This is a genomic window from Hoeflea sp. IMCC20628 (assembly GCF_001011155.1).
GTDB lineage: Bacteria > Pseudomonadota > Alphaproteobacteria > Rhizobiales > Rhizobiaceae > Hoeflea.
Genome location: NZ_CP011479.1, coordinates 3114279 through 3131885, shown reverse-complemented (window position 1 = coordinate 3131885; position 17607 = coordinate 3114279). Strand labels below are relative to the sequence as shown.

Genomic DNA, 17607 nt, shown 5'->3' with positions numbered 1-17607 from the left:
AGGATCAGAGGATATAGTCAGGCTCGAAGCGGCCCTTGACCGGATGCTCAAGCAGGAACGTCGAGCCGGCACCGGGATCTGAGGCGAGTTGTTCTGCGGACATACCCTCACTGGCGGATGTGACAAGCAGACGATCAGCATTCGGACCGACAAAGGCAGGGCAGGTTGTCTTGCCGGCAGGTACTTTAAGCGAGATGATCCGCTTGCCCTCGGGCGAATAGGCATCGACGCAGCCAGGACCCCAGCGGGCGTTCCAGATCACGCCGTCCTGGTCGCACACCGCACCATCAAGCCCACCGTCACCACCGCGATGATCAAAAAACACCATTGGCTCGCTCACGGGCAGTGCGGTTGCCGGGTCGATGGCCACGCGCATCAGCCTGCCATCAGCCGTGTCCGTGAAATAGGCGATGCTGCCGTCTGGCGAGAAGCAGATCGCGTTGGGGATGGAGATATCCGGGAACAGCGTCGCCACCACGCCGCGCGCCACATGATAGATCGCGCCTGCGCCGGGTTCGGCTTTCTTGCCCATGGTACCGAACCAGAGAGCCCCGCAGGCGTGAACCCGCCCGTCATTGGACCTGGTGATGGTGTTGTCCGCCTCAATCGGCGTGATCAGCTCCAGTTTACCCGACGCGATATCGCGCAGATGCAGGCCGGTCTCAGTGGCTATGACCTGCCGCTCGCCATCAACCCGCGCCAGAACGCTGCCCATCTCCGGCAGATCGTGGATTGTGGCGGTATCCGATGCGAGCACATATTCAACAAGCTTGCACCCAAGGATATCAAACCACCACGCCGTGCCGGTGTGCGGATCGTAGGTAGGGCCTTCGCCCAGAATGCAGGCCGGCGTGTTCAAGATGGCCCCCGAATAGGCTACGGTCTCCACGGTCACAGCCCAGCCTCCGCCAGCGCGTCAAAGGCCGTAATCGCAGCTTGGCCGCGCCGCGACACTTCTGCTGCATCCATCCCGGCTTTGTAAAGGCTCGAGCCGAGGCCGAAAGTCTTGACGCCGACCTTGGCGTAAGCGGCAAAATCATCATTGGACACGCCGCCCACAGCGCCAACAGGAACATCCTTCGGCAGGATCGCCCTGATGGCGTTGATGCCTGATGGCCCAAGCACACTTGCCGGAAAGAATTTGAGCGCCGAGGCCCCGGCAGCGCAGGCGGCCAACGCTTCGGTCGGCGTGAAAACGCCCGGCATCGTCACCATCCCGTGCGAGGCGGCATGTGCAATCACCTCCCTGTCGACATTCGGACTGACCATCAGCCGGCCGCCGACGCTGTTGAGCCGTTCGACGTCTTCGACGCTCAGCACGGTCCCCGCGCCGATCAGCACATCTTTCGGAGCGCGTTTGACGGCGATCTCGATGGAGCGGAATGGGTCTGGCGAATTGAGCGGAATCTCGATAGCCGTGAACCCGGCGGCCATCAGACCGTCGACGATATCGGCGGTTTCTTCTGGCTTGATGCCGCGCAGGATCGCCACAAGGCTGCGTTTCATGGAGGGAAATTTGATCCGTATCATGGGCGTTTTTGATCTCCGCTCGTGTTGGAAAAATGCTGCCAGGATTCGATCAGGCCGCGTCGAACTGCAACATCTGCATCGATGTCGCGAACATTGACGCCGCATTCCGACAGTGCTGCGTGATAAAGCCGTTGCAGCACGCCGCTTGCCACCAGGCCTATCTGTTCACCGCCATTTATGCCTGCGCCAGCAAGTTCTGCACCGATCAGCAATCCGGAAAGCCGCGCCCGACTCTCATCAAGGCCGTGACCGTACAGCAATTGTCCGGCCCGGATCGAAAACAGATGATGTGTGGTTTTCTCAGGCCGGGTCCAGCCATCGCGCACACCTGTGAGGAAGGCCGGATCATGAGCGTCGACATCGCCTTTGCCGCCGGTCGAATGAGCCAGAATTGTTTTGGCGTTGATGGTGGCAAACAGCTCGCCGGTCATGAAGGTCTCAAATCCGGAGACTGTTGCCCCGTCCATGCTGACCCATTTCGAGTGCGTCCCCGGCATGCAGTAGCAGGTCCCACTCGGCATCTCGAAGTGAGCGCCAAGCAACTGCGTTTCCTCGCCGCGCATCACATCTGGCTCGCTCAGGCTGCGCACCGCCAGGCCCGGAAGAATGATGATCCGGCGCGCTGTACCGGGCACAATCGTCGCATTCTGGCCGATGATGGTGAGGTCTGCCGGGATGTCGATGTAACCGGCTTCGACCCATCCCTGCCGGGATCCGGCCATGCCGCAAATCACAACGGGAATATCCTGGGGAACGGCCAAAGTGCTCAAATGGCTTTCCAGAACCAGTTCAAAGCCGCGTTCCGCAACCTCACTCATGCCCTCTTTACTTCGATGTTCGGCCAGAACCGTGCCGTCCCGGGACATCAGCCAGAGCCGGAAACTCGAGGTTCCCCAGTCAACGGCAACAAGGCAGGGTGATGTGCTCACATCATACCCCCGTCGGCAATCAGCACCTGGGCGGTGATCATGCGTGCGGCATTGGAGGAAAGGAAGAGGCAGGGGCCGACCATGTCTTCGGGCTGGATAGCTTCCTTCAGGCACTGGCGGTCGATCATCGCGTTCAGACCTTCCTCGGTCACCCACAGTTTCTTCTGCCGCTCGGTCATCACCCAGCCCGGCGCAATCGCGTTGACGCGGATGCCGTGCGGGCCAAGCCGGCCGGCAAGTCCCTTGGTCAACCCGACAATACCCGCCTTTGCCGCGGTGTAAGACGGCATGGCGCCGATATTGAGCATGTAGGACGTCGAGGTGAAATTGACGATGGCACCGTTACCGGCTGCAATCATCCCCGGCGCCACCGCCTGGGCGGCAAAGGCTGCGGGCCTGAGATTGATCGCCTGGTTGGCGTCCCAATAGTCGCCGCTCATCTCCAGGAGATCATGGCGGTCGTCGAGTGCGGCATTGGACACCAGCACGGTGACCGCACCATGGGCTTCGTCGGCCTTGGCGCAGGCATTGCGCAACTGGTCGAGGTCGCTAAGGTCGGCGTGGAGGAACAGCGGCGCGTGGTCGACCTGACCGGCGAGCCGTTCCACCAGCGCCTGGCTGACTTCACTAGCGATGTCGATAAAGGCGACGCGCGCACCCTGCCGGGCAAAGCCCTCGGTCAGCGCCGCACCGATGCCGGAGCCGCCGCCGGTGATCAGCACCGAGGCGCCCTTCAGGTCGGGATATACCGTCGTCTGTTCAGTCATTTCAATCTCCTGCGCCAATCCGGTGGCCTTCAATCACGGTCATCGAGGCTGGTTGTGCATTTGGCAAGCGGAGCCCCTGGTTCATCAGGAATGCGCCAGACAGCTGCACTGTTCCACCATCCGGTAGAGCGTTGACAATGCGACGGTTGGCGCGGCGGCTCACATCCTCGGGATTGACCAGTTTGATCTCGTAGACCGCGTCCGGGTCAAGCCCTGCAGCAATCAATGGCCGCTGGAATATCTGCGCCGATGCTCCCGCCTGTCCTGCAAACAGGATGAACCGGTCCGCGCCAGCGTCCACCGTCATCTCCGCGAACACTTCCACCTCGTCGCTTTCAAGCCGGTACAGGGCTCCCGAAAACAGAAAGTCGCGGTTCAGCTTCCACCATGCGGTGACGCGCGCGAGGGTCGCCGCCTCCTCGGGCGTCAATTCGCGCGGGTCCATCTCGAAGCCCATGTGGCGTTGCGCCGCCACCCAGGCCCTAAACGACATCGACAGCACCCGACCTGAAGTATGGCAATGGCGCGGGCCGACATGCGAACCTTGTACCTCCGGTGCAATCCAGCGGCTCGCCTCATGCTGCATGCGAAGCCGTTCCAGCGCGTCGTTGGAATCCGACAGCCAGACCCGGCTGGCGAACTCCAGCACGCCGAAATCGATGCGACCACCGCCAGAGGAGCAGCTTTCGAAATCGACATCCGGGTGGGCGCGGACCAGATCGCCAAGCAATGTGAGGAATCCGCGCGCCTGCTCCGGTCCGCCACCGGTCAGTGGCCGATTGTGGTCCCATTTGACATAGTCGATGGCGTGCGACGACAGGATCGCATCGATCTGGCCAAACAGATGCGCCCGCACGGCCGGATTGGCCATGTCGAGCACATGCTGGTTGCGGCCGCTGGGCTGGTCGTCGGGGCCGAGCATGTAGCCAGGATAGGCGCGGAACAGATCGCTGTCACGATTGACCATTTCGGGTTCGAACCACAGACCGAAGCGCATGCCTTCACTGTGAACATGATCGATCAGCGGGGTAAGCCCGTCGGGGAATTTTGTTCGGTCAATCTCCCAGTCGCCCAGGCTAGAGGTGTCGTCGTTGCGGCCCCGGAACCAGCCGTCATCGAGCACGAAACGTTCGGCGCCGAGACCAGCAGCCAGCGAGGCGATGGCTTTGAGTTCGCTGAGGTAATGGCGGAAATAGACAGCCTCCCAGCAATTGTAATGCACTGGATGCGGTTCACGTCCGCGCCGCGCATTGACCGGAGCCTGGATGGCGCGCAGATGCCGGTGGAATGACCGGGAGACCTCGTTCAGACCGTCACCTGACCAGGCCAGCATCAGTTCAGGCGAGATGATTTCGCCGCACGCCAGAGCATCGTCGAGCACACCGAACTGCACCTGTCTGCGCCCGTCGGGCAGTTCCTCGGCCAGCATCCTGTGGCCACCGCTCCAGGCTAGCGTTGCCGCAAGGCAGGCCCCCGCATTTTCGCCGGTAGCGGTAGAGGCCAGAGTGACGCCGGGAAAATGCGCGTGGCCGGTACGGCCCTCGCGGCTTTCACGGCTATGCGCTCCGGTGCGGAATTGGGTTTCCTGACGCTGGAACTCGCCGCACCAGCGTCCGGAATGATCGATGATGCGCCCCATGCCGGTGGGGGCGGGGACTGCAGGGGCCGCCAGCCAGCTGCAGCTCATCCCTTCCGGCAGGCTCAGCGTCTGTTGCAGATGCAGAATGCCGGTCCCAGGATCGAGCCGGGCCGAGATCACAAGCTTCACACCGGCGGCCTTGCCGCGATCGGCAAGCGTGAAACGAACTCCATGGCTGCCGTCGGCTTCTGTCGAAACCAGCTTCGGATTGGCCAGGTAGTCACGACCATCGGCGTTCTGCAGGATCATGCCGGGATGGCCCTGCCAGCCGGTGATCGCCAGCGGGCACAGCGTCAGCGGCTGGAACGGATCGATCTGTCCGGCGCCGACATTGGGGATGGTGGCAATCGCCAGCGAAGCGATGTCATCGCGCTCCGGCAGCGCCGCGCCGAAATGCACAAGGCACGGCACGCCGTTGTCAAAGCTGGCGAAGGCGGCCGTGCGGTCGCGTCCATCTAGCCGGTACACCTGAGTGACCGCGAAGCCTGGCATGTCTGCGCTGCTCATTTTATCCCTTTGTCGCCCCGAGCGTCAGCCCGGCAATAAAATGCTTCTGCATCAGAAAGAACATCAGCACCGGCGGCATCGCGGCGATGATCGAGCCGGCCGAAACCAGTTGCCATTGCGCGATCCATTGCCCATTGAGCGAATAGAGCCCGGCAGTGACAGGCTGCGTTTCGGCGCTGGTGGTCAGCACCGTGGCCCAGAAATAATCGTTCCAGATGAAGGTGAAGACCAGAACCGACAAGGCAGCGATGGCAGGCCGCATCAGCGGCAGCACGATGTACCAGAATATCCGGAATTCGGAGACGCCTTCCACACGGGCGGATTCGATCAGCTCGAAAGGCAGCCCCTTGATGAAATTGCGCATGAACAGCGTGCAGAATCCCGACTGAAAGGCGATGTGGAACAGTGCCAGGCCGGTGATGGTGTTGTAGAGCCCTGTCGACACCGTGAGATCTCGCACCGGCACCATCAGGATCTGGAACGGCACGAAATTTCCGGCCACGAACAGGAAGAAGATCACCAGGTTCATCTTGAAGCGGTAGACGGCCAGCGCGAAGCCAGACAGGCAGGCGATGGCCACCGCGCCGATCACGGTCGGGATCGTCACCTTGAAGGAATTGAGGATGTAGCTGGCGATCGGCGAATTGGTGAACACGTCGGCATAGTTGGAGAAGGCGAGATAGCTCGGCAGCCCGAAATAATTGCCCGCAGCCAGGTCGCTCGACGGTTTCAGCGAGGTCATGGCGACACCCAGCAGCGGCAACAGCCAGAGGATCAGCGCGACAGGCAATGCCAGCTTGTAGAGAATTTGCGTGGCGGGGGAGGCCTTTTCGATGGCAATGGGAAACATCACACGCCCCTTTCGTCGCGGACCATCTTCCAGATGAAACCAGAGATGAAGATCATCATGATGGCAAAGAGAATGACCGCGATCGCGGCGCCGTAGCCCATCCGGTAGCCATATTCCGACAGCGCCTGTTCATACATGTAGAACGAGAGCACGCGGGATGAGCCATAGGGACCGCCATCGGTCATGATCGACACGAGGTCGAAGGACCTGAGCGCACCGATGACGGTGACGACGACAGCAATGAAAGTGGCGGGCCTGAGTTGCGGCAGGATGACATGCCAGAGCATTTTCCAACCCCTGGCGCCGTCGAGCCGTGCGGCCTCCACCTGGTCGGGCGCAACAGTGTTGAGGCCTGTCAGATACAGGATCATGCAATAGGCGATCTGCGGCCACAGACCGGCGGCGATGATGCCGTAGGTGACGTAGCGGTCGTCGGCGAGCACGGCGAGGCCGGTGCCTGTGATCCATTCGATCAGATTGTAGAACAGGCCGAAATTAGGCGCATAAAACCAAGAGAAGATCAGACCTACTACGACCTGGCTGATGACGAAGGGAAAGAAGAACAGCGATTTGTAGATGCGTATGCCGGTGACGGTCTGGTTGAGAAACAGCGCCACGAACAGCCCCGCCGGAACCGCCAGCATGTAGAGAACCAGCCAGATGATGTTGTTGTAGAGCGAGGTGTAGAAAGCGTCGTCATCGAAGAGTTCGATGTAATTTTGAAAGCCGAGCCAGGCCTTGGTGCCAAGGCCATCCCAGTCGTAGAAGCTCAGCCACATCGAGGCGATGATCGGATAGACGACATAGAGCGAGAACATCGCGATGCCGGGAGCGAGAAAGATCCACGGTGCCAGTGCGCGCTGGTTTCGTTTCCAAAATCCGCGCGTGTCGCTTTGCGGTCCGGCGAATGCCGGTGTCGCTGAACCTGTCATGGCTGCCTCCCAGTGCCGCCCGCCTTCACAACAATACCGGCGTTGCCGGACGTCTCAGGCGGTAACAGTGAAACCGGGCGGCAGAGATGATGCCGCCCGGTCGATTGGCTTACTTGTAGATGCGTGCGCGTGCCTTTTCGAGGCGCGCGAGGATCGCATCGACATTCTCTGGCTTGACCATGAATTCCTGGAAGCCTTCCATGCCCATCTTGGCCATTTCGGCAGGGGCGTCACGGTCGAAGAACTGGGCGATGCCGCCGTCAGCCGTCGAAAGCATCTCGAAACCGGCCTGCAGGAACGGATCGTCGCCGACCTTCGACTGGTTGTTGATCGGCAACTGGCCGAGTGCTTCGTTGAGCTTGGTCTGCACGTCCGCAGTGGCGACATAAGCCAGGAACTTCTTGGCGTCATCGACATTCTTGGCACCGGCCGGGATATGGATGGTGTCGGTCGGTGCTTCTTCGCCGCGCGGAATGCCAGGGGTGATTTCCGGGAAGGTCATGAAGCCCAGGGTGTCATTGGTCATGCCGCCGTCCTTGAACACGGCCACGGCAAAGTTGCCCATGACGTAGTTGGCAGCCTTGCCCTGTACTAGCAGCGATGCTGCATCCTGCCACTCGAGTGCGGCGTGGTTGGCAGTCAGGTAACCAGGTTCGACCAGCTTGGCCCATTCGGCAAACGTGTTCTTCACCCGGTCATCGGTCCAGGCAACCTTGCCTGCGGTGAGTTCCATGTGGAAGTCATAGCCGTTGGTGCGCAGGTTCATGTAGTCGAAGATGCCGGCTCCAGGCCACAACGCCTTGGTGCCTGTGGTCACGCAGTCGATACCGGCTTCCTTGAACTTGGCGCAGTTGTCGAGGAACTCGGCCCAGGTTGCGGGAACGTCAACGCCGACCTGCTTGTAGACGTCCTTGTTGTAGTAGATGCCCCACTGGTAATAGGTGTAGGGCACGCCCCACTGCTTGCCGTCGATGGTCATCGAGCCCTTGGCCGAAGCCAGGCTCTCGCCGAGATTGTTGTCGGCCCAGACATCGGAAACGTCCTGAAACTGGCCGGAATTGACGAAGGGCGCCATGCGGTTGCCGGCATACCAGTTGGCCAGATCCGGTGAATCAGCCGACAGGAAGTTGCGGATCGAGGTCTTGTAGCCCTCGTGGTCGAAATTCTGCAGCACCACATCGACGTCGGGATTGGCAGCTTCGAATTCCGCGATCACGGCTTCGAAGGCAGCCAGCGGCGCCGGATCGAAATCGGCGTAATATTTCAGCGTGCGCTGTTCGGCCATTGCCTGCGTCGCCATCAAGGCGATCGCGGCTGAGCACAGCAGCGTTGTTTTGAGTGAATGCTTCATATGAATAACCTCCCAAGTGTTGACCAGACTGCCGTTCCCTTGGTGGCGGGGTGTGAACACCGGCCGCTGCACCCGCCGGGTAGGCAATCCTCCAAGATCGCCCCGACAGCGTCAATATAAGTTCCAATATTCGGAACTCAATTTGACTATTTAGAATTATCATCTTATGGTGTAGAGCTTGTCAAGGTGGAAAAACCGGCTGCCACATCAGCTGGCCTCAGGTTTGGACAGGCGAAAGCCCGGTGGAGGAGTCGGGAATTTGGCAAAAGGCGTAAATCCGCACTCGCAGGGCGGGCCGCACAAAGCCGGGAGGGCGTGAAGCACGTGGAACAGAGCACACACAGAGGCGTCGCCGGTACCACCGATGGTGATCCGGTCCGGATTCGTGTCGATACCGGCACGCTCGGCAAAGCCATCGATGTGCTCGACATTGTCGCGTCCGCTGATGAGCCGATGCGCTTCACCGACATTCTTGCCGTGTCGAACCAGCCCCGCGGCACCCTGCACCGCCAGCTCTCCAATCTGGTCGAAGAGGGCTTGCTGTCACTCGGCCGCGATCATTCCTATTCCGTCGGCATCCGACTTTTGAAATTTGCCGCCAAGGCCTGGGCCGGTAACCAGTTCCGCGTCATCGCCGAACCGCATCTGCGTGTGCTGCACGAACTCACTGGCGAGACCGTCCATCTGGGCGTGCTGCGCGGCAGCGAGGTGATCTATCTCGACAAGGTCGAAAGCCGCCAGGCAGTGCGCATGTATTCGCAGATCGGCAACGCTTCACCGGTCTTTTGCACCGGCGTCGGCAAGGCGGGGCTGTCGGCTTTGCCTGACGCCGATCTGCGCGCCGTCGTCGCCACCATAAAGTTTCGCCGCTTCACCGAATCGACCCTGGTCACACCGGAAGCGCTGTTGAGCGAGATCGAGGAAATTCGCGCCAGTGGCAACGCCTATGACCGCGAAGAGCACGAGCCCGGCATCCGCTGTGTGGCCGCGCCAATTTATTCGGCCGACAGAAGTTTCGTCGGTGGCCTGTCGGTCACCGGTCCGGCTTACCGGATTTCCACGGATTTGCTCGAAAGCTGGGCCGTTCTGGTGCGCGATGCCGCCGGGGCGATCATGGACGATATGGGCGCGCGGTTGGGACCGCGTACCTGATTATTGAATGGGCGGCCGAATGGTCGCGGGAGCCGGCACATGCCGGGGTTGTGAAAGGGAGTGTCATGGCTGGACTTGAACTGCATCAGGTGAAGAAATCCTTCGGCAATGTCGATGTCATCCACGGTGTGGATCTGACCATCGAGGACGGCGAATTCACCGTCTTTGTCGGCCCCTCGGGCTGCGGCAAGTCGACCTTGCTGCGGCTAGTGGCGGGACTGGAGGCAACGACCGGTGGAAATCTGTCGATCGGCGGCAAGGACGTCACCCATGTCGAACCGGCTGATCGCGGCGTGGCCATGGTGTTCCAGTCCTATGCACTCTACCCGCACATGACGGTCGAGGAGAACATGGGCTTCGGCCTGAAGATGACCGGCCATCCGGCAGCAGAGATCAAGGAGCGCGTCAGTCGCGCCTCATCCATTCTGCATCTCGACGAGTTGCTCAAGCGCAAGCCCAAGGCCTTGTCCGGCGGTCAGCGCCAGCGCGTCGCCATCGGTCGCGCCATCGTCCGCCAGCCGGAAGTGTTCCTGTTCGATGAGCCTCTGTCCAATCTCGATGCCGAACTCCGCGTGCAGATGCGGCTTGAAATCGCCAAGCTGCACAAGGAGCTCGGCGCCACCATGATCTACGTGACCCATGACCAGGTCGAAGCCATGACGCTGGCCGACAAGATCGTCGTGCTGCGCGCCGGTATCATCGAGCAGACAGGCTCGCCTCTGGCACTGTATGATGATCCCGACAATGCCTTTGTGGCCGGTTTCATCGGCTCGCCGCGGATGAATTTCCTGCCCGCCACCGTTACCGGTTCAAACGATGAAACGCTGACCGTACGGCTTGATGATCTCGATGCGATTGACGTACCGATGACGGTTCGCGACACACACCCGAAAGTGGGGGCCGCGTTGCAACTCGGCATCCGTCCGGAGCATTTTGACGCTGCAGCCAGCGTCCAGGTGTCGATGCCGATTGATGTCATCGAGCATCTTGGCGGATCATCCTTTGCCTATTCGCGGTCGCACCTCGAGCAGCCGCTGACCATCGAAATCCGCGAGAACCGCGATGCGCGCGAAGGTGAGGTGCTCAAGACCGGCTTTGATCCGGCGCGCGCTTTTCTTTTCGAAGCCGGAACAGGCCTGCGTCTGCGCTGAGCGCTCCGGTTCCACACAACAAAGGCCCGAAAGCACAACTGCTCTCGGGCCCAGTTCGTTGTAACTTGTTCCGGTCAATCTATCGGCAGAGCGTAGCCCTTGAGCTGATCGCGCAGCGCAGTCTTCAAAATCTTGCCGGTGGCGGTGTGCGGGATTTCATCCACGAACACCACGTCGTTGGGCATCCACCATTTGGCGATTTTTCCCTCAAGAAAGTCCAGAAGCGATTGTTTGGAGGGAGACAGCCCCTCCTTGACCACGATTACCAGCAGCGGACGTTCATCCCATTTCGGGTGAGCCACGCCAATGACGGCGGCTTCGGCCACCTCGGGGTGTCCGACCGCGTGGTTCTCGATTTCGATGGAGGAAATCCATTCGCCGCCTGACTTGATCACGTCCTTGGCCCGATCGGTGATCTGCATGTAGCCATGCTGGTCAACATGGGCAACATCGCCAGTATCAAACCAGTTGTCCGCGTCAAACTGCTCGGCCCCGCGTCCCTTGTAGTAGGCTGATGAGACCGCCGGGCCGCGAACCTTGAGCCGGCCGAAGGTCTTTGCGTCCCAAGGCAGTTCCTGGTTCTCGTCATCGGTGATCTTCATCTCGACAGTGAACGGCGGATGGCCCTGCTTGGCCTGAAGGTCAAGTTTGTCTTCGCCTTCAAGATGGGCATAGTCCGGCTTTACCGAGCATACTGTTCCAAGCGGACTCATTTCCGTCATACCCCAGGCGTGGATCACCTCAACCCCGTAGGTATCCTGGAACGCCTGGGTGATCGCGCGCGGACAAGCCGAGCCGCCAATCACCACGCGAGTCAGATCAGGCAGGTCACCGCCATGTTTTTCCATGTGCTGGAGCAGCATGAGCCAGATGGTGGGCACCGCTGCGGTGATCGTGACTTTCTCTTTGGTGAGAATTTCGTAGATCGAGGCCCCGTCCATCCCGGCGCCCGGCATCACCATTGCACAGCCGGCCATCGGAGCGGAGAAGGCCGTGGACCAGCCATTGGCGTGAAACAGCGGGACAACCGGCATCAGCCGGTCACGCGACGACAGGTTCAGCATGTCGGGCTGAAGCGCTGCCATGGCATGCAGCACATTGGACCGGTGGGTATAGACCACGCCCTTTGGATCGCCGGTGGTGCCGGATGTATAGCACATGCCTGCAGCGGTCCTCTCGTCGAAGTCCACCCAGGCGAAATCGCCGTCTGCCTCGGCAATGTAGCTCTCGTAAGACACCACGTTCTTGAGCGAGGTTTCCGGCATATGCGCATCATCCGTCAGGATCACAATCCGCTCAAGGCTCGGCACTTTCGGTGCGATCATCTCGACCAGTTTGACAAAGGTGAGATCGACAAACAGCATCTTGTCTTCGGCGTCGTTCATGATCCAGGCGATCTGATCGGGAAAAAGCCTTGGATTGAGCGTGTGATAGATCGCCCCGATTCCCAGGATTCCGTACCAGCTCTCCAGATGCCGCCAGGTGTTCCAGGCCATCGTCGCAATTCGGTCGCCGACGCCGTAGCCATCCCGGTCCAGCCGTTGCGCAAGTTTCAGCGAGCGGCCGCGAACCTCTGCATAATTGGTCCTGTGGAAGGGACCTTCCACCGAACGCGACACAACCTCCCTCTGGCCGTGATAGGTTGCGGCATGGTCGATCACCTTGTGGCAAAGCAGCGGCCAGTCCTGCATCATTCCAAGCATATTACTCCCCTTTGATTTCGTCCTCTTCCTCGTCTGAAACAATAGGGCTTTATCAAGGGCTGCGACAACTCGAAACTATAGGACAGGCGGGTTTTGATGTTTGCCCGGCGCGGCCGGGCAACTCTTCTCCGGGTGATTGTCGAGTTGCAAAAGCGACCGGCGTCATTGTGGCGCCGGGTACCAGTAGCGGGCATTGGCTTCGCCACGGATTATTCGGACATGCTGGTCGGCGAACACCCGGTAGGGATGGCTCCACTCACCGTCCGGCCATTGCACCCGGATGGTTGCGCGTTCGGCGACGCCAAGCCCGACATGAGTGAAGCCGGCCTGGCCCGAGGCATGGCCGCCACCGATCTGAATGCGGCGGGTCTGGGTGCGCGTTCCGGTGCGCACGGAGATCAGCGATCCGACTGCGGATGGATTGATCTTGCCGTTGTCCAGCTCGATTTTCACCCAATTGCCCATGGACCGGTTGCCCCAAGCCGTTTTGGCGCCGAGGTTGCGGAACAGGCTTGCCGGGTGCTCGCGGTTGACAACCAGCAGATCAAGCATGCCGTCCATGTTGAAATCATCCACAACCGCACCGCGCCCACGGGTATCGAGCGCGATTCCGGCTTCCGCGCCCTTTTCGTGAAAGACGCCGTCAAATCCGCCCATTAGCAGATTGTCCGGATCGAACTGGGCGAAATCCGGCATCGCCTGCACATTGCCCTTGGCGATGAACAGATCCGTGATGGTGTCATTGTTGATGTCGGCGAACTGGCTGTGCCAGCCGGTCGATGGTTTCGGATCTCCGCCGGTGTAGGGCCGCTGTGCAGTGGCGCCCATTTCAAAGGCGATGTCGCGATAGGTCGGGCGGTCCTCGCCGCCCTCGTCATCCAGCTTCTGAAGCTTGGTGTCACCCATGGATGTCAGCGCATATTCTGGCAGGCCATCGGCGTCGAAATCGGTTTCGGCGATTCCCATTCCCCAGATTGTCAGCCGTTGCCAGCCTTGAGATGCGGTGTAAAGCCGGGGCGGCCGTCCCTCGGTCATCTCCCACAATTGCTCTTCGCCGCCACGGTAATATTGCCTGTCATTGGTGATCCTCAGATCAGGCCGCCCGGTGCGGTTCCAGTCGGTAAACAGCACTGACAAGGCACAATAGCCCGGCTCCAGACGCAACGGCTCTGAATAGTCGGGCTCGGCAACCGGCCGAGGACGCAGCAACTGGTTGGGTTCGCAGGTTCCAAACGGTGTTCCCGGGGCCGACCGGTCGACATAATTACCGATGGCGATTGTGGGGAACGTGCTGTCTTTTTCCCATGTCGCCGCCAACCCCGTCGACCATGCCCGCCCGCCGTCAAATCCGAACGCACGGTTGGCCTTTTCGAAGTGGCAATCAGCGCCGCCCTTGAGTACCAGATTGCGACCCAGCCGCAGCAGCACCAGGTCCATGTGCCGGTCATTGTCGATATCCAGCGGATAGGTGCCGAGCACGCCGGTGAGGTCTTCCGGCTCCAGCCCGGTCTCGATCGGCTTGAAGGCCAGCGCCCCGCCGGCTTTGCTCTCATTGACAAAAAACTGGGCCGGGCTGGCTCCGCCGGCCAACACCAGGTCGGGAAGGCGGTCGCCATTGCAGTCAAAACTGGCGGCGCCACCGCCGACGAAGAATTCCCAGCCTCCGGTGTAGCTGTGGATGATGCCAGCGGCGGCGGCTTCCTCGTGCAGGATCGGCACATCGGCGGTAAAGCTGGCGCCCGCCAAAACCGGTGAGGCCGAGAGCCAGAGGAGGCCCAGGGTCAGGAGTGTGCGTGTGTGCATCATGGGACAATCACCAGGGTTTTCAAAAACGCGATCAGTGCCGATTTGTCGGCGTCGGGGGCGGCAGCATAGGCATCGCGGGCAACCCGTCCGGATCCACCATGGGCGAGAATGATGTCAGCGAGACTGCTGAAATCATTTCGGTGCCCGTAGGGCTGGGTTGAACCGATCCCCCACAGTTCAGCGGTCTGGAAAATATTCCTGTCGACAAAACGTTGCGACAGAATTTCATTGCCAAGCGCATCGATCTGGTTGTCGGTCATGACGTGGCGCTTGAGGTCGCCGAACAAGGGTACAAGGACGCGGCCTTGATCGTCGCGGGGCAGGCCCTCGGCCCAATCCATCAAGGCAATATCGTAGACCGCTGCTGCACCTACCTGCCGGTCGTTCAGCGTGCCTGCCAGATCAAACGGTCCCGGGTCAGCAAATGAAAGGTTTTCCAGCGGCAGGGCAGGGCGGTGGCAGGTGGTGCAGCTCAGATCATCGAAGACAGCTTCGCCATGGGCTGCGGCCTCGGCCCAGCCATCCACTTCGGGAAGCTTGCGGACCGGGACCGGCAGTGTCGCCTGCCAGGCCACCAGCGCCGAAACATCGGCGGCGGAAATTTCGGAGGTTTTGTTGTCGCCATCGAAATCATCCGACCCGGTCCAGCGCGCACCGAAGCGTTCGTCAGATTGCATGCCGTGATGCTGGTTGAGCGCATTGATGGTGAATTGCCTCAGCGAGGTCATCACGCCCTTCTGGCTGAAGGGGCGAATGACCAGATCGGTGTCGACGCCATCGAGTTCATCGAGGTTGACGGAGCCATCCGCGTCCGCGGAAATGAAGCCGAACTCCACCCCTTTGGAAACCAGTTGAAGCCGCACAGTGGTGCCGCCTGCACGCGCTTGCGAAAGCGCCTCATTGCGGGCGGACTGAAGTTCGAGGCTCATTTCGCGCGCCAGCAGTTCCACCAGTCCGGCGCCAAAAATATGGTTGGTGCCGCGTTCGCTGGAGAATTGAGGGTCAAGCGAATCGAAATCGGCGCTCTCAAAACCTTCCGAAGCAAAGACATTGGCAACGAAATCACCGGCGCCGCCAATCGCGGGCTGGTTGTGGCACGAGAAGCAGGATCCGGCATCAGGACCGGCCGTGCGCATGAAGATCTGTTCGCGCGGGTGCTTTCTTCGGGTGGGGTCGATTGCCTGGGTCGCCTGTGGTCGGCCGACGCCGTCCAGCGTGGTGAAGTGCGCGCCAAACAGCGCTTCGCCAGCTGTTCTGAGCGCTGTCAGATCCTGTTCTGAGAGGACGCCGGTCGGCATGTCCCCGATCACGCCGAGTGCCTGAGTCCGTTCAGCCCACGGCTCGTTTGCAGGCGCTGGCGCGATTGAGGCCCCGATCAGACCGATATTCAACGCCAGGACCCCAGCAAGCTGACCTCCCCATCGTCCTCGCATTCTCGAATTCGTCATTCGGCTCCCCCTTGCCCCGATATTTTGGGCGCAATTACATCGCGGTCAATCGCCGCCATTGTGTGATTAAGATGGCCTTCGAAGACCAGTCGCTCTTCGTCGGCTGAAACTGAAATCTCGGGCGGACCTTCAATCCGCACCCCCAGAGATGCCGACAGACCCAGATCAATGCCCGGTCGCATCAGGTCGAGAAAGCGTATTCCAGGACCTGTGAACACAATCGGCATCTTGCCGTGAAGGCTGATCAGCCGGGCCAGTCCATTGCCGAGCGCGGTCCCTGCCTGACGGAAGGCGAATTCCGCCATCCGGTCGCCCCGGCGGGCCAGCACGGCAATTTTCTGGACTTCGCTGAACGGCACGAAGCTCGCCGGGATGGTATTGGGCGGCACCTCGAACGCGGTCCGCAGTATCGCGTAGAATCCGGCATAGGCCTCGATGCAGCCGAGCGATCCGCAGCGGCACAGTGCGCCGCCATGGGTGTGGATCATGTGGCCAAATCCTGGGGCTCGGGTCAGCGGCGCCACGGACGTCTCGGCGTGCACGACACCAAGGCCGATGGAGTGACCCAGCGACAATGCGGCGAGACGCGGGATCGGATGGCTGGCTTCCTGGCTCAGCGAAGTGTGCAGGGCACTGGCCACCAACAGGCTCTCGTGGCTTAGCGTGATCTTGGCGCGCCAATCGGTTTCCAGCATTTTGCGCATGTCGACCTGTTGACCGCCGAGCACCGGTGACCACAGCAAGGAGGTATTGTCGTCCGCCACCAGGCCTTTTGATGACACCGATATGGCTTTCAGGTCGTCGCGCGAAACCCCGGTTCGTTTGGTCAGACGCTGAAGGGCTGCGCGAATGTCGTCAGCAAAGGCTTCCACGCTCTGACCGGTCTCGTCGCGTTTTTCCTCGATCCGGTCGATCAGCGTCCCCGAATAGTCCACCATGGAATACTGAAACATATCCGAGGAAATCCGGACAAAGGCGGCAAAGGCTGCGGCGCGGCGCTGCCGGAACAGAATGCGCGGCCGTCCGCGCCCGCCGGCGGGCGGCGCCTCGGACCGCTCGATCACGCGCTCGTTCTCGAGCCCCTGGGTTATCGCCGAGACAGTCGCGGAGGCGAGCCCCGTCGCAAGTGCCAGATCAGTGTGGGCCTGTCCGCTCTGCCGGCGCAGAGCTTCCAGTACGAGTGCACGGTTCTGCTGGCGTATGAGCTCGGTGCTGGACTTGGTCAGCATTGGTGGCGAACTCGATCGTCATTGCTTTCAATCCGGGGACTCCAATGCCCCCATCCCCGCCATTGTGCGCTCGGGCATTCGCGGCAAGGCGCAGACAGCAGCCTCATTGTTCTGCCGTTCCGTGCTCGCCCGTGCCTGGTGAGGCAAGGCAGGGATCGAGAACGACGTGGGTTTCATCCTGGATTTCCAGCGCGCCGGCGAGCACCACCGTGTCGCCAAGCTGCATGTCGTTGTCGGAGTAGGTTACGCACATAACCCGGATGCCAGGCTCATCACAGATAACGAGATACCATAATACCTCATCGGTCTGGATCAGGGTCAGCGGTCCCGATACCCAGAGGTCCGTGCGCGTTTCCGGTGTATCAAATCCTTCCAGGGATGCACCGAGGGTCCGACAGGTCGCAACATCATCCGGGCGCATCTCTGGCCCGGCGAGACCTGGTCTGTCCGCATATTCATTCAACCCGGTTTGTGCATGGCCCGCCGTTGCGCCGGCACAAAGGGTCAGGCACGAAACTACGGCTGCCATGCAACCAATTGCAGATCGTTTGCCTGGCTCTTTGCTGCCTGACATGTGCGTCGACGCACTACACATAAGTGGTGTCCCGTTTTG

General features: G+C 60.7%; 15 protein-coding genes. 2 read left to right on the top strand and 13 right to left on the bottom strand.

Translation table 11 applies throughout. The annotated features are described in order from the left end of the window. Window positions 1–4: 4 nt before the first annotated feature. The 8 genes from IMCC20628_RS14830 to IMCC20628_RS14795 form a co-directional block, all read right to left on the bottom strand. Window positions 5–895 carry an SMP-30/gluconolactonase/LRE family protein gene (locus IMCC20628_RS14830; protein WP_156174526.1) on the bottom strand — a complete coding sequence of 297 codons (891 nt, stop codon included), beginning with the start codon at window positions 893–895 and terminating at the stop codon, window positions 5–7. Then, a complete protein-coding gene (locus IMCC20628_RS14825) occupies window positions 892–1530 on the bottom strand; it encodes a 2-dehydro-3-deoxy-6-phosphogalactonate aldolase (protein WP_047030863.1) in 639 nt (212 codons plus the stop codon). The genes IMCC20628_RS14830 and IMCC20628_RS14825 overlap by 4 nt, the downstream gene beginning before the upstream one ends. After that, complete coding sequence (locus tag IMCC20628_RS14820; protein ID WP_280949418.1) at window positions 1527–2459, bottom strand: 2-dehydro-3-deoxygalactonokinase; 933 nt, start codon at window positions 2457–2459, stop codon at window positions 1527–1529. The genes IMCC20628_RS14825 and IMCC20628_RS14820 overlap by 4 nt, the downstream gene beginning before the upstream one ends. After that, window positions 2456–3226 carry an SDR family oxidoreductase gene (locus IMCC20628_RS14815; RefSeq protein WP_047030861.1) on the bottom strand — a complete coding sequence of 257 codons (771 nt, stop codon included), beginning with the start codon at window positions 3224–3226 and terminating at the stop codon, window positions 2456–2458. The genes IMCC20628_RS14820 and IMCC20628_RS14815 overlap by 4 nt, the downstream gene beginning before the upstream one ends. A gap of 1 nt (window position 3227) precedes the next feature. Continuing rightward, the gene (locus IMCC20628_RS14810; protein ID WP_197078307.1) at window positions 3228–5372 is read right to left on the bottom strand and encodes an alpha-galactosidase; all 2145 of its coding nucleotides are present in this window, start codon (window positions 5370–5372) and stop codon (window positions 3228–3230) included. A 1-nt stretch (window position 5373) separates the two neighbouring features. Beyond that, the gene (locus IMCC20628_RS14805; RefSeq protein ID WP_047030860.1) at window positions 5374–6222 is read right to left on the bottom strand and encodes a carbohydrate ABC transporter permease; all 849 of its coding nucleotides are present in this window, start codon (window positions 6220–6222) and stop codon (window positions 5374–5376) included. Continuing rightward, entirely contained in the window at window positions 6222–7154 is a 933-nt protein-coding gene (locus IMCC20628_RS14800) for a sugar ABC transporter permease (RefSeq protein WP_245307785.1), read from the bottom strand. The genes IMCC20628_RS14805 and IMCC20628_RS14800 overlap by 1 nt, the downstream gene beginning before the upstream one ends. A 109-nt stretch (window positions 7155–7263) precedes the next feature. After that, complete coding sequence (locus tag IMCC20628_RS14795) at window positions 7264–8454, bottom strand: extracellular solute-binding protein (protein ID WP_245307949.1); 1191 nt, start codon at window positions 8452–8454, stop codon at window positions 7264–7266. Between the two features lie 432 nt (window positions 8455–8886). On the opposite strand from IMCC20628_RS14795, the gene IMCC20628_RS14790 reads away from it, so the two are divergent. Together IMCC20628_RS14790 and ugpC are read left to right on the top strand one after the other, a co-directional pair. Then, complete coding sequence (locus IMCC20628_RS14790) at window positions 8887–9657, top strand: IclR family transcriptional regulator (protein ID WP_047032608.1); 771 nt, start codon at window positions 8887–8889, stop codon at window positions 9655–9657. A 65-nt stretch (window positions 9658–9722) separates the two neighbouring features. Next, a complete protein-coding gene (ugpC, locus tag IMCC20628_RS14785; RefSeq protein WP_047030858.1) occupies window positions 9723–10808 on the top strand; it encodes a sn-glycerol-3-phosphate ABC transporter ATP-binding protein UgpC in 1086 nt (361 codons plus the stop codon). A 74-nt stretch (window positions 10809–10882) separates the two neighbouring features. On the opposite strand, the gene IMCC20628_RS14780 is transcribed toward ugpC, so the two are convergent. The 5 genes from IMCC20628_RS14780 to IMCC20628_RS14760 all read right to left on the bottom strand — a co-directional run bounded on the left by IMCC20628_RS14780 (window position 10883) and on the right by IMCC20628_RS14760 (window position 17523). Beyond that, the gene (locus IMCC20628_RS14780) at window positions 10883–12511 is read right to left on the bottom strand and encodes a long-chain-fatty-acid--CoA ligase (protein ID WP_047030857.1); all 1629 of its coding nucleotides are present in this window, start codon (window positions 12509–12511) and stop codon (window positions 10883–10885) included. A 162-nt stretch (window positions 12512–12673) separates the two neighbouring features. Next, the gene (locus IMCC20628_RS14775; RefSeq protein ID WP_082128151.1) at window positions 12674–14317 is read right to left on the bottom strand and encodes an ASPIC/UnbV domain-containing protein; all 1644 of its coding nucleotides are present in this window, start codon (window positions 14315–14317) and stop codon (window positions 12674–12676) included. Further along, entirely contained in the window at window positions 14314–15765 is a 1452-nt protein-coding gene (locus tag IMCC20628_RS14770; protein WP_156174525.1) for a di-heme oxidoredictase family protein, read from the bottom strand. Before IMCC20628_RS14770 ends, IMCC20628_RS14775 begins: the two co-directional genes overlap by 4 nt. Beyond that, window positions 15762–16994: an ROK family protein gene (locus IMCC20628_RS14765; protein WP_047030855.1), complete on the bottom strand. Its 1233-nt coding sequence runs from the start codon at window positions 16992–16994 to the stop codon at window positions 15762–15764. Before IMCC20628_RS14765 ends, IMCC20628_RS14770 begins: the two co-directional genes overlap by 4 nt. A 103-nt stretch (window positions 16995–17097) precedes the next feature. Further along, entirely contained in the window at window positions 17098–17523 is a 426-nt protein-coding gene (locus IMCC20628_RS14760; RefSeq protein ID WP_047030854.1) for a hypothetical protein, read from the bottom strand. Window positions 17524–17607 lie beyond the last annotated feature (84 nt).